The organism is Oleiphilus sp. HI0079, from assembly GCF_001635105.1.
Window position 1 is genome coordinate 1 of sequence record NZ_LWFT01001147.1, and the last position, 722, is coordinate 722.

The 722-nt window shown below is 45.2% G+C and carries 2 protein-coding genes; both read right to left on the reverse strand.

Going from position 1 to position 722, the window contains the following annotated elements:
* Positions 1-399, reverse strand: a 399-nt coding sequence (locus A3750_RS20280) for a transporter substrate-binding domain-containing protein (RefSeq protein WP_197475195.1), incomplete at its 3' end; no start/stop codon positions are given.
* Positions 396-722: transporter substrate-binding domain-containing protein (locus A3750_RS25445; protein ID WP_156498783.1), on the reverse strand; the 327-nt coding region annotated here is incomplete at its 5' end. The genes A3750_RS25445 and A3750_RS20280, both read right to left, overlap by 4 nt.

A 722-nucleotide genomic window follows, 5' to 3' on the forward strand; every position in this document is an offset into this window, starting at 1 on the left:
GACAACACTCTTCGTGGTAAGAAACGATGGGTATACATAGTCCATATATTGTGCCCTCGGCACTGTAAAGAACGCACCTGCCAAGAGATCAAAGCGCCCATCTCGCACCTCTTTTTGCGCTCTCGACCACGGACCGGTGTACGACACATCAATCTCGGCACCAATTTTTTCGGCAATTAACTGCATGATCTCGGCATTCGCTCCAACCAGTTTCATGTTGTCTTCACTTTCTCTGAAAAGGTATGGCGGATATTCGGGGTTTCCCGTAGCACGAAGGGTTTTACACTCTCTGGTCTCTGCAAGACTAAGTGACGGAAGAGGTATCGTGACGATTAATAGGACAAGACAAAAATAACGCCGAAACCAAAGCGCGAAAAAAGACCCCATAGAAAGGCTCATAAATACTTCTCCTGAATCCGCTTCAGCTCGCCAGATTTGGTAATTGAGCTTACTTGTGCTTCTAATAAACGCACTGATTGCGCCGTTGTGTGCTTGCTGTATATGAGCCATTGAGAGACCGTTCTAAATTTAACAGGAAGCACTCTTAAAGAGGTGTAAGTTGTTTTTGTAAGATAGTTTAGACCAAGGTCGTGGTAAAAAAACAAGTCAATTTTTTCGTTATTATTCAGCGCAAGCAGCGCTTCATCGGGAGAGTGGTATTTATCACTAATGCGCAAACCGTCATGGCTTCGTAACCACCGACCCGATGAGGACCCGAATAA